General features: G+C 40.0%; 8 protein-coding genes. 2 read left to right on the top strand and 6 right to left on the bottom strand.

Going from position 1 to position 12470, the window contains the following annotated elements; all coding sequences use genetic code 11:
- Positions 1–35 precede the first annotated feature (35 nt).
- The 6 genes from WAA20_RS02120 to WAA20_RS02095 form a co-directional block, all read right to left on the bottom strand.
- Positions 36–2717, bottom strand: a complete 2682-nt coding sequence (locus WAA20_RS02120) for an EAL domain-containing protein (RefSeq protein ID WP_073389901.1) — start codon at positions 2715–2717, stop codon at positions 36–38.
- Between the two features lie 93 nt (positions 2718–2810).
- Positions 2811–3515, bottom strand: coding sequence for a hypothetical protein (locus WAA20_RS02115; RefSeq protein WP_073389903.1), 705 nt, complete (start codon positions 3513–3515; stop codon positions 2811–2813).
- Between the two features lie 183 nt (positions 3516–3698).
- Positions 3699–4901, bottom strand: a complete 1203-nt coding sequence (locus tag WAA20_RS02110; protein ID WP_081373965.1) for an ABC transporter permease — start codon at positions 4899–4901, stop codon at positions 3699–3701.
- Complete coding sequence (locus WAA20_RS02105; protein ID WP_073389905.1) at positions 4894–5607, bottom strand: ABC transporter ATP-binding protein; 714 nt, start codon at positions 5605–5607, stop codon at positions 4894–4896. Before WAA20_RS02105 ends, WAA20_RS02110 begins: the two co-directional genes overlap by 8 nt.
- On the bottom strand, positions 5600–7204 hold the full coding sequence (locus tag WAA20_RS02100; RefSeq protein WP_073389906.1) for an efflux RND transporter periplasmic adaptor subunit: 1605 nt from the start codon (positions 7202–7204) through the stop codon (positions 5600–5602). The genes WAA20_RS02105 and WAA20_RS02100 overlap by 8 nt, the downstream gene beginning before the upstream one ends.
- Positions 7205–7451: 247 nt before the next feature.
- Positions 7452–9392: an EAL domain-containing protein gene (locus WAA20_RS02095; RefSeq protein ID WP_073389908.1), complete on the bottom strand. Its 1941-nt coding sequence runs from the start codon at positions 9390–9392 to the stop codon at positions 7452–7454.
- Positions 9393–9504: 112 nt separating this feature from the next.
- On the opposite strand from WAA20_RS02095, the gene thrH reads away from it, so the two are divergent.
- Both thrH and WAA20_RS02085 read left to right on the top strand, forming a co-directional pair.
- Positions 9505–10110: a bifunctional phosphoserine phosphatase/homoserine phosphotransferase ThrH gene (gene thrH, locus WAA20_RS02090; RefSeq protein WP_073389909.1), complete on the top strand. Its 606-nt coding sequence runs from the start codon at positions 9505–9507 to the stop codon at positions 10108–10110.
- A gap of 398 nt (positions 10111–10508) precedes the next feature.
- Entirely contained in the window at positions 10509–12350 is a 1842-nt protein-coding gene (locus tag WAA20_RS02085; RefSeq protein WP_073389911.1) for a methyl-accepting chemotaxis protein, read from the top strand.
- Positions 12351–12470 lie beyond the last annotated feature (120 nt).

Here is a 12470-nt window from a genome sequence, read left to right as displayed (position 1 = left end):
TGAGGCGTATGATATTATTTGCCCAAGTCCCGGCCTCAACTACCTCCATGGCCTTTCTTAATAAGGAGTTTTTCGAAATCTGCCAGTGTCATCGGCCGATAGTAGCAGTTGCCCTGGATGTATCTGCACCCGATGCCCTTGAGGTTTTCGACCTGCTCGCGTGTCTCAGCCCCTTCGGATATTACAGGGATATTTCCTTCCCTGCCCACATCCAGCATCATCTTAACAGGGTTAAAAGCCTTACTTGCCATAGGAAGCATGCTAAGGTAACTCTGATTCATCTTGATGCCGTCAAGGGTCGTTCCATAGAGCATTCTGAAGCTGTCAAATCCGCAGCCACTGTCATCCATAAACACTTTGATCCCTGCGCTTCTCATAATATCGATCTGACTGCTGATATTCTCAGGATCATCAGCATATGTAAGTTCAGACAGCTCAACCAAAAGCAGCTTCGAATCAAGCCCGTACTCACTCAAAAGCTTTATAAGCGTCTCTGCCACTTTAACATAGTGGAAGTCAACATGAGCGATATTTATAGAACATGGTGGCACACTAATACCTTTTTCTTTCATCTCTTTCATCCAGCCAAAGAGACTTCTCCACATCCTGATATCCAGAGAAAGAATATATCCGCTCTCTTCAAGGATATCTATAAAGCTTTCTGCTCTTAAGAGATTAATACCTCTCTGCCATCTGATAAGAGATTCCGCTCCAACTATCCTTCCTGTATCTATCTCAACTATTGGCTGCATATAGCATTTGAACTCATCCTGAATAAGCGCCATCTGTATTTCCTGGACGTGAAGTCTCTTGCTTTCAGTTTCAGTCCTGAAATCACTGTCGCTATATACATGCACATGCTCAGTATAATTGTCCTTAACACTGGACAGGGCTATCAGGGCCCTATCATGCATTGTAGCAAAGGTTTCTTTTCTATCACTTGTTGTATATATTCCTACAGCCGGGGCAAAGCCTCCATCAAGGCGGTATTCCCTTAGATTTTTTCTTACATAATCTGCAAGATTGTCAGCTGTGCCATGATCGACCATAAGTCCAAGTACGCAGAAATTGTCGCCTCCAAGATATGCAGCAAGTCCATGCAGCATATAAGCTGCCTGATTGATCGCACCTGTAGCCATCTGAATGAGCTTATCTCCTGCTGCCCTACCAAAGGTATCATTATAAAGGCGAAGGTGTCCCAGATTTACAGCAATAGTACATACCGGCTCGCCTTCTCTTCTCTGAGAAAGCCAGTCTTCTGCCTGCTGAGTAAATTTCTTATTTAGATAAAGCTGCTTCTGGGCGACATAATCTTCAGAACTGCTTGTAAGATTTTCTGATATAGGCTCTCTTTCACGCTGATCGCTTATATCTCGAAGAGAACTGATAAGAACTATCTTGTTGTTGCCGCGGCGCATCATGGTGATCTGCTCTTCTACCCAGCACCAGAAGCCGTCCACTGTACGTGCACGGTACTTGATTATTGCCGCATCTTCTCTATGTCTTTTTTCAAGATTAGTTATAAGAGATGATACATTCCAGAAGTCCAGATATTTAAGCTTATCACTTGGATGTATCTGGTGATCTGCGATCGAATTCAGTTTCTGGGAGAAAATACCTGTCTTCTCACGTCCGCCTCTGTCCTCATATTTGTGGGGAACGCAGTAGATAACTCTATAGCCGTTTTCCTGAGGATATACTTCCATTACTTCATCAGGTCTGCTACTTGTCTCTTCACCTTCTTCGAAGGTCTTATAGGATGACTTTTTGTCCTTGTACATAAGGTCATCCGCCTGCGACTTAAGTTCATCAAAGTTTCTTGCATAGCTGTCCGCATAAACAGCACCTATGGCAACCTGAACATCATGAGCCTTAAAGCTCTCACGTACCTTGACCTCTTTTTCAAAGAACTCAGCCTTCTCTATATCAGACAGGATAACAAGAAATTCGTCGCCGCCGATCCTGTAAAGTGAATCAGGAGGGAAAACTTCTCTTATGGCATCGCAGGCCCTTTTAAGAAGGCGGTCTCCTGCTTCATGGCCTTCAGTATCGTTGATCTCCTTCATGCCGTTAAGATCTGCAAACAAAATGGCAAGCGGAGCTCCGACTCTGAAAAGCTCAATATCTCTAGTTAAGGCATTACGGTTAGCTGCGCCTGTGAGCTTATCTGTAAAGCCAATATCCTTAAGCTTTTCGATAGTACCCTGACTGTGATAGAGATTTCCAACAAGATAAAAAATGCCCTGGAAAATCGCAGAAACATTCTGTATATTTTCCAAGGCAGGATTTACAACAAGCCAAAAGCCCAGATCTTCACCCATATGTGAAAGCTGGCCCATGATAACGGCTTTAGGATTAAATTGTTGAAGCTTTTCGTAAAGCTCTTCGTTAGTTTCTTTTATACTTTCGACATCTTCTATTATCGTAACTCTTCCGTCTTCGACAACGTCAAGCCATGGCATCATGTCAAGCCAGGTCAGCTCCTGAAGCTGATCTCTTACAGACTTAACGCCTTCGCCACACCACTCATCAGTGCATCTGTATGTATCTTCAGGTGTACGAAGCAGTACCAATACGCGGTCGCACTTAAACATATCTCCGACGTATGATAGAAGCGCCGCAGATGAACCGTCCTCAAAATCTTTCCAGACAGATCTGTATTGAATTCCTTTTTTTGCGTTTTTTCCGGTCAGAAATGTAAAGTCAAACAGAGCCATCTAATATCTGTCCTCCAAAACCTATTAAAACAAGTTCTAGATTATTATCGGAAAAAATGGCAGAATTCTTCACTCAGTTAAAAAATTGTCATACTAATGATATCTTGGGTCATTTTCATTAGCATAATCATTTAAGTGGTCGATTTTCTCTGCCTGATCCTCAGGGCTTCCAACTCTTCCCTGTTCAACAGCATGGATTATGTAGTGAATATAGTATTCAGCCATATCATCGCCAAGCTCAGCTGCTATATCAGGATATCTGTTTTTAAAATAGATAGGATCAAAATTCACACTGGCCCTTCTACCCTCTGCCATTCCGCACAGAAGGAAATGCTGGAAAAGAGCTTCTTCGTTAAGTCCAAACACAGCCTGAAGATCAGGATTTGCATTGTAATAATATACATAATCAAATACATCGCTCATATCCTCAGGTGTAGGTACAAGTCCTGCTGCCCTGTGATATACGTAGCTGTTGATCCAGCCTGCTTTGTAGAGTCTTTCAAGGACTGTTACAGGAACTGTATATCCATGATCATACATATCAAGGACTTCGCCCATAGTCATAACGCGGTACCTAAAGCACAGCTCAAGCTGCTCATAGATGCCGTTATCATCTGTATATGGATTTGTAAGTGCAGGCTTAATAAGGGTTTCAAATACATATGTCTTGGTAAAATCACTATCGTATGCAGGCCCTGCACTTGCTGTTATAGGTGTAAGCATAATGGATGCGGCTATAACGCCGGTTACGCCTAACGTAACAACCTTAAGCATCTTCTTTCCAAAGCTCTTTTTCATAATCTCAATCCTCTCATAATAATTATTTTTCTTAATATAAGTTTTCTTGATCTTAGTTTTCTTAATCCAGACTTTATTGATACTGATTATCTTAATCTTGATTTTCTTTATTTAGCTTATCTTTATTATGATTATATTTATATCTGCCCGTCACTTAATCTCTTTCAATAACGCATTCAAAAATCACTCTGATCTTAATGCATCAATAGGATTAAGCTGGCTTGCCCTTCTTGCCGGCATCCATCCAAATATGATTCCGACCGCCGCTGAAAACCCGACTCCAAGTGCTATAGCACCCCAGGATATAGTAAATGCTACATCCATAAGACTTGATCCTATATAAGCTATGACAAGTCCAAGCAGTATTCCAATAAATCCGCCCATAAGTGACAGTATTATTGATTCCATAAGGAACTGTACCTGTATTCTGGCAGGCTCTGCGCCAAGTGCCTTACGAAGACCTATCTCTTTGGTCCTCTCAGATACAGATGTAAGCATCATGTTCATGATACCTATTCCGCCTACAAGTAAGGCTATGGAAGCTATACCGCCCAGCATGGAAGTAAGCATCGACTGAACAGATCCCATTACATTAACAAGTGATTCAAGATTGATAACGGAAAAGGCGTTATCTGCTTTATTGTAAATACGGTCAAGCTCCTGACGAAGGGCTGTCTCTACGTCACTTGTAGATGCTCCGTCTTTGACATATACATTTAAGTTCGAAATATTATTGGTAAAGGTCATCCTCATAACATTTCTGTATGGCACCATTACACTTCCATCAGAGTTACTGTTATCAGAATATGCTGCAGAGAGATTGGTGCTGTCACCCTGTATACCAATAATAAGATAATCATATCCGCCGATATGAACGGTCTGTCCGATCACATTTCTTTTTTTCAGGACTTTATCTGTAAATGTCTTATCAACAATGCAGACCTGAGTATAACCGTCAGCCTCAAATTCTCTGAAGGATCTTCCTTCTTCGATAATGTCATTGTGGGCAAAATAGCTTACGTCAACGCCGTCCATTGTAACGTTGTCATATATTTCACCGTCCTGTACAGCAGAAACTGTAGTCGATACAGAAGGTGCAATACCATCTACGCCATCAAGATTTCTTAATGTATCAATGTCCTTTTCAGAAAGTCCTGCCTTAAGAGATGTTCCGGGAGTCATAACCGTTATAGTGCCTGCACCAAGTTCAGAAAACTGACCCATAACATAATCTGTAGCTGTCTGTACTATAGTGATAAGACCGATTACTGATGCAACACCGATCATGATTCCCAACATGGTAAGGAAAGAACGCATCTTGTTGCTCTTTATATTCTGGACAGACATCTTGATGCTTTCTGTGATCATTCCAATAATTTTACGCATCTTCGACATCTCCTTCACTTATGATTCCGTCCAGGATCTTTACTATACGTCTTGCATGTCCGGCTATTTTTCTGTCATGAGTGATCATAATGATTGTTCTTCCTTCTTCGTTTAAGGAATGGAACAGATCCATAACAGCAGCACCTGTCTTTTGATCAAGAGCACCTGTAGGCTCATCTGCAAGAAGTATAGTAGGGTTAGTAGATACGGCTCTTGCTATGGCAACTCTTTGCTGCTGACCACCGGAGAGCTGATTTGGAAGATTGTACATCTTGTCAGCAAGACCTACTTTTTCAAGAACTTCTTCTACTCTTTCCTTTCTCTTTTTTTCAGGCATTCCTGCATATATAAGTGGTAGTTCAACATTTTCAAATGCAGTCTGCCTTTGAAGAAGGTAGAAAGACTGAAATATAAATCCGATTTCTTTATTTCTTATATTAGCAAGTGATGTTTCATCCTCATCTGCTATAACGCGGCCAGAAAGTTCGTATTCACCGCTTGTAGGTACATCAAGGCATCCAATGATGTTCATTAGGGTTGATTTACCTGATCCGGAAGGACCAAGGATTGCAAGAAACTGACCTCTTTTTACAGAGAGATCTACATTCTTAAGAACGTGCAGCGTCTCGCCTCCCATAACATAGTCCTTGCAGATATCTCGCATGACAAGGATCTTGTCGCTATTATCTGTAACTATATTACTCATTGGCACCACCTTCACTAGAGGTAGCGACACTTCCGCCTGACATCTCTTCCATTAAAAGTGCCATGGAATCAGTCTTTGGAACAAGGATAGCATCACCATCAGAAATGCCTTCTATGATCTGAGTATAAGATCCGTCTGATACGCCGATAGTTACAGGCTTTTGAACAGGGGTTGTGTTCTTAGGGTCAGATATATCTTTTATATATACAAAATAATTACCTTCTGAATCTGACTGTACTGCACCGCTTGGTACAGATACTACCTGTGATACATCATCTATGATGAGCTTAACTTCTGCGCTCATACCACTTCTTACTACTTCATCAGCCTCTATCTCAACTTCTGCTTCGAAATAGGATACACCGCCCTGTACAGTAGCAGCCTTGGCGATCTTTTTGATAGTACCGTCATATGTAGCATCAAGTGCATCAATAGATACGATAACGCTGTCTCCTTCGTTAACACCAAGGATGTCATACTCACCGATCTTGACTGCTATCTTCATCTCACTATAATCTGTAACAGTTGCAACACTACCTGCAGATGCCACATAAGATCCAACTTCTACAGGAAGAGCTGATATTATTCCATCTCTTGGAGCTGTGATAGTGCAGTCAGACAATTGCTTTTGAAGATCTGCAAGCTTAAGCTGGTTAACAGAGTCATTGCTCTGAGCTACAGCAGACTGGATCGTAAGCTGATATCCTTCAAGCTCCTGATTGACTGCAAGGACTGCTGCATTATATGAATCTATAGCATTAAGATAGTTTATCTGTGCTGTGATAAGAGAATCATAGAGCTGAGTCAGTGAATCCTCTTCTTTCATCTTGGCAGCTTCATACTGGGATACTGCGTAGTTATAACTGTCCCATGCGCTGTCAACGGAAGACTGGGCATCTTCTACAGCTCTTTTATAGTTTGTAAGTGAATCTCCGCTAAGGCCGTTATCTTCAGCTTTGGAAAGATCTTCCTGAGCTCTTGAAAGAGTAGTCTGCGCACTTGATACAGTAGAATAGGCTGTATCAACACTGTGTATTGCAGAGCTTATCTTATCTGAAAGCTGTCTGTTATTAAGCTCAACTTCGTTATTATAATTCTCCTGGGCAGATACGAGATTTGCAAAAGCTGTATCGATTCCGCTAAGAGCATTCTGAAGTGATACATTTAGACCATTATCAATTTCATACTTAAGATCATCGTAGGACTTCTGAGCCTGAGCTATACTGATAGCACTAGTAGCATCATTTATATCCATAGAAGCAGATAACTGATCTATTGAACTTTGTATACTATAAGTATCAAGCGTCATGATGACATCTCCGGCTTTAACTTCATCGCCGACTTCAACCATGACCTCTGTTACCTTTACTCCTGTTACTGCCGGGATTACTTCTGAAGAATTTACAGGTTCAGTAGTACCTGTAAATGTATGATATGTCTGAATATCTCTAAGAGACGCAACATCATCTGTATATAAAGATTGCGTTACATTTTTGGCTGCATTCCTGAAATACAGAACCACTGCTACAATTATTACTGCAATTACTCCCCACTTGATAAACCTTTTCCACGTCTTCTTTTTAATCTTTGCACTCATCAGTCACAAACCCTTTCAAAGCCCGACGCATACGTACGCCAAAACAGTCCTGAGCAAGGCACGCAGCGTCCCTTAATCCTGTTTATTCTTCCCAATCAGATTGAGCAAAATCAATCTTTTATAAGTGTATACATATTTTTCTCATAAATATACCCTTTTTATACTTTTTTCAGAAGATTTATACTCTGGTAATAATCTGGTCAAAAAGGGCGCAAAAATGCCCGTATTTTCAAAAGAATCCATCTTATTAAAGCCGCATTTCTTCCATGATACGAAGGCGACGGTTATTGTATACATATGAAACAAGCTGATCTGCAGGAAGAGCCTTTGAGAAATAAAAGCCCTGGAGATAATCGCATCCCATGTCCCTTAACTTTTCAGCCATATTATGGGTCTCGACGCCTTCTGCTACTATTTCATAGCCCCTTGAACTGAAGGTCTTAACTATATCAGGAAGGACGTCTGATGTTCCGTTAAAATATGACCATACTAAAGACTTATCTATCTTAACTATCCTGAAAGGAAGCTCTAAAAGCTCAACAAGGTTAGAATATCCTGTTCCATAATCATCAAGAGAGAATGTGCTTCCTCTTTCGATTATCTTATTCATCATTTCTTTTAAGATCTTGCCATCTGTCATGGCAGATTCTGTTATTTCAAAATTGATCTGTTTAGGATCGATCTCATATCTGTCCATAAGATTAAAAAGATCTGATACAAGCTCTCCGGATTTACACTGGATAGGAGACAGATTGATCTCTATGAATCTAACACCAAGATCTTCCATATCTCTTTCTCTGATAAAAGAGCATACCTGTTCAAAAACCTGCGAACCGATAAAACCTATCGTTCCATTTTTTTCAGCGATAGGAATAAACTGATCAGGTTCTATTATTCCAAGCTCTTCATCTTCAAGTCTTGCAAGAGCTTCTATTGATATGATCCTTTCTTTTTTAGTTGAATAAATTGGCTGGAAGGCAACCTTTATCCTTCTTTCTCTTATAGCTTTACTTACAGCCCGTTCAACTTTGATCCCTGCTCTTATTTCTTCTATTCTTGCAGCACTGATATTCTCCGTCACTTCATTATCTTTCATCTCGGCAATTCTAAGACCCTCTTCCAGAGAATCAAATATTTCCCTGATACTCATCTTAGGAACGTCTTCACCAAGATGAGTTATATGTATCTTGAAAGTAACCTTTCCGTCTTCTTCACCCCAGGGCATCTCAAAACGCCTTCTTATGGCCTGCTCAATTTCTTTATGATTGATATTTTTATTAAAAAGAAGTGCAAACCTTCCCCTGTGCATATAAAAAAGATTTACTCCCTTGACCTGCTCTGTGATCTCATCACCGATATCATGGAGAACTCTCATCAGCTTTCTTCTGCCATAAATACTTTCAAGTACAGGGAAATTCTCAATTCCTATAACGCTTATATCTATAGGATCACCATATTCAAGCTTTTCATCTATTACTTCACCAAGAGCCCACTGGTTATAGATTCCTATATCAGCATCCGTAAACTGTGAGGGATTCTGGATATCGAGATAAATAATGATTATGGCCGCAGCATTAAATATTCCTTCAAGAAGGACGTCTGTAAAAACGAATCCTTGAAGAATCATACCTGTAAGTGACAATGACCAGAACCCTATCGTATACACCATTCTGTTAGGTGCCATGTGTACCTTATAGTACCAGGCATAAGAAAGAGGAAGCAGTATATAGAATGCAAGGAATACAAGCCATGTGTTGTAATATCCCCAGCCCCTGTGATATAAACCAGTTTCATCAATATAGAAAAACATGTGAGTATATGGAGTTAGTACTACAGATAAAAAAGAAAGCAGATAAGGAAAGGCAAAAATAAACCAGGTACTTCTTTTTATACTTTTACTCTTTCCTGTCATAGCAATAGTGAATATGGCAAATGACCAGATCTGCATTATATAGCTCACATAATAGGCAATATTAACTATATAATGAGCCGTAATAGAATAAGAGGATGGATTCTTGGCCATACCACATGCAACAATATTCATGAAGCAGCTTACTATCTGCAGGCTGATAAGCCAAGAAAAATAATTCCAGGATCTGAAAGGAAGATGCTTTTTCCACAGATCAGACAGCATAAGAACTACAGAGATCAAAAGTGCAGCAATTTCAAAGTATACGTTCCAGATCATTGATATATCTCCCATCCACAATATAAGTCTAAGGGTTTATTTAATACTTAAATACTGTTATACTGTAATACATCAATTCAGTAAACTGTTCTTTTTTCAGGAGGAAATATTTATGTTCGTTACATGCTTAGATCTTGAAGGTGTTCTTGTTCCCGAAATCTGGATCGCTTTTTCCAAAGCAAGTGGTATCCCAGAGCTTACAAAAACCACCAGAGATGAGCCCGATTATGACAAGCTCATGAAGTGGAGACTTGGTATTCTTAAAGAGCACGGTCTTGGTCTTAAAGAAATTCAGGAAACAATCGCAACTATCGATCCCATGCCCGGTGCCAAAGAGTTCCTTGATGAGCTTCGCTCTTTTACACAGGTTATCATCATATCTGATACTTTCCAGGAATTTGCAAGCCCTCTTATGAAGAAGCTTGGCATGCCTACTATATTCTGTAACAGTCTTGAAGTTGCAGAAGATGGCGAGATCACAGGCTTCAAGATGAGATGTGATCATAGTAAGCTCTCTACTGTCAGAGCTCTTCAGTCCATCGGTTTTGAGACCATCGCAAGCGGCGACAGCTACAATGACCTTGAGATGATCAAAGCAAGCAAAGCAGGCTTTTTGTTCAAATCCACAGATAAGATCAAAGCTGATAATCCTGATCTTCCAGCTTTTGAAAACTATGATGATCTTATGAAAGCTATAAAAGGAGCTATCAATTCCTGATAGTGCTATATTGGTACATAAATTAGGAACATAAGTGAAATCAAAACGGACAATCGTATCCGTCCATACTATAATATCATATATCAGACAATTGTTGACTACTGCATAGGTAATCCTACCTGTAAAATCCTCGGCATTACGATTGCCGGGGATTTTCAAGTTTATCCAATGGAAATCTTATGCAGTATTTTTTGCGCTTCAATAACCGTACATGTTTTTATTTAACATCATTTATTCTTTCTATTAACTATTTGATGGTTATATACGATATAAGATACGTAGTAGTTGTTTTGACTTTACATTCATGACGTAAGGGACGTGTGAAAAAGTCAATTCGTCAAATACGTAAATCAAAAATATTTTTATAAGATGACTTAGCATCAGAAAGTGAGGATATCATGGCCAGGAATAAGGACGTTCTAACCAAGGAAAACAGTAGTAATATGACTTCATCATCACATACCAGAAAAGTTCCATTTATAAAAACTGTCTCCGGAATGTCCGGTGTCACATATTTTTTCTTATTAATCGTATATATTATATCAATTGCTATTGTAACTTCTCAGATGATAAATATCGCTAACACATCAACCTCTACTACAGCTATGGCTGAAAATGTCATGGACAGCATGCGTATATTTGAAGTTGATATGCGTATACTTGACAATGATGGATTTGCTCTTGCTACTATGTATGATACCCTCGTTTCTATAGGTCAGGTTGATAGCAAGAACACCGAGATGGAAACTTGCCTAAGCGAGATGGATGAAGCTCTTGAAACGATCGAAAGCACATTTACATCAATGGCATCACATGGTTCTCAGGGTTCTGACGAAGCCAATAATGCAGTCAGTATATTAAAAGAAAACTATTCAGGTTACAAAGAAGGATATACTAATATAATAGCCGCATCAAAGAATGCTGATGCAGATACTATAACCGGAGTAGTATTCGGAGATGCTTCTACTCAGCTTGCTACAATGAAAGAGCAACTCACAATTCTCGATGAACAGATCCTCCATCTAAGAACGATCCTTACAAACGTAGTTGAGTCTCAGGCAAAAAGTGCTATCACCAAAGTCAATGTAATGTTTGTTATATTCCTTCTTGCAGTAGCTATATCCATTGTGTTCAACTATATGATGGTAGGACGCAAAGTTAAACAGATTGCAGGCGAGATCAATTCCATAATCTCAAATATAAGAGATCACAAAGGCGACTTGACTGCAAGGATCACAACTCATACAGCTTCTGAACTTATATATATAAAAGACGGCTTCAACGAATTCATCGAATCACTTCAGGGAATATTAAGAAATGTCAAAAATAGTACTAATACACTTACAGATTCATCCTCTAACATAACAAGCAAGATCCAGCTTGCAAGCGACAATGTTACCAATACATCTGCTGCCCTTGAAGAGCTCTCTGCCAGCATGCAGAACGTATCAGATACTGCCAACACCATCAATGGCAAACTTGAAGATGTCAAGAGTGCCACAGGCACCATCAATGACGGTATCAAGGATGGAACCACCAAAGCAGGCGAGATCAAGACTGAAGCTATCGATATCAAGAAAGATGCCCAAAACAAAAAAGACAATACCGGCTCCCGTATGGAAGAACTCTCCAGTGTACTGGAGCAGTCCGTCAAGGATAGTGAAAAGGTTGCCCAGATCAATGAGCTTACAAATGTAATCCTTGATATAGCATCCCAGACCAATCTCCTTGCACTTAATGCCTCAATAGAAGCTGCAAGAGCAGGCGAAGCCGGTAAAGGATTTGCAGTCGTTGCTGAAGAGATCAGCTCCCTTGCTGAGAACTCCCGTCAGACAGCAGGCAATATCCAGAATATCAGTAATGAAGTTACAGATGCAGTTAAGTCTCTTGCAGACAATGCTATGCAGGTTCTTGACTTCATCAATACTACAGTTCTAAGCGACTATGATTCCTTCGTAGAAACAGGTGAGAAGTATGAGCAGACCGCAGAATTCTTAACCGACATGCTAAGCTCCATGGAAGGTCAGACTCAGAATCTTAACAGCTATATGAACGAGATGGCTGATTCCATATCATCCATCACAGATTCTGTTCAGGAAGCTTCCGATGCCATCAACCTCTCAGCTGAGAATTCTCAGGATATCGTAGATCAGATATCCGGTATCAGCGAAGCTATGACTACCAATAACGGCGTAACCGAACAGCTTAACGAAGATACACGTCAGTTCATTAAGATGTAAAATAATCTTTCAGACATAAAGCGTTAACAATATCCGAGTTCTATATACTTAGATCAGATTTTCAGCCATTAACAGAAGATACACTTCGCCCTGCGGAGTGTATCTTTTTTTGATCACAAA

The sequence above is a fragment of the Butyrivibrio fibrisolvens genome (assembly GCF_037113525.1).
In the GTDB taxonomy this organism is placed as follows: Bacteria; Bacillota; Clostridia; order Lachnospirales; family Lachnospiraceae; genus Butyrivibrio; species Butyrivibrio fibrisolvens.
The sequence above is the reverse complement of the archived record's forward strand: the minus strand, read 5'-3'. Positions and strand labels throughout refer to the sequence as shown.